Origin of the sequence: Streptomyces bobili, assembly GCF_002154575.1 — a bacterium.
In the GTDB taxonomy this organism is placed as follows: Bacteria; Actinomycetota; Actinomycetes; order Streptomycetales; family Streptomycetaceae; genus Streptomyces; species Streptomyces bobili.
This window is the reverse complement of sequence record NZ_MUBA01000343.1, coordinates 1449-1686: the sequence shown is the minus strand read 5'-3', so window position 1 is coordinate 1686 and position 238 is coordinate 1449. Positions and strand designations below refer to the sequence as shown.

Genomic DNA, 238 nt, shown 5'->3' with positions numbered 1-238 from the left:
CCCCTCGCCGGTCGGTCTAAAGTCGGCCCATGACCTCTACCGACAGTGCACACGACGCTCCCGCGAAGGCCCCCGCCAAGGACCCGTGGGACCTCCCCGACGTCTCCGGGCTGGTCGTCGGCGTTCTCGGCGGCACCGGACCGCAGGGCAAGGGCCTCGCCTACCGGCTCGCCAAGGCCGGCCAGAAGGTGATCATCGGCTCGCGGGCCGCCGACCGCGCACGGGCCGCCGCCGAGGA

1 pseudogene is annotated in these 238 nt (G+C 73.9%); it reads left to right on the top strand.

What is annotated here, in order from left to right:
- Window positions 1-29 precede the first annotated feature (29 nt).
- Window positions 30-238: pseudogene (locus BZL64_RS41350) on the top strand (NAD(P)-binding domain-containing protein); the annotation flags it as partial.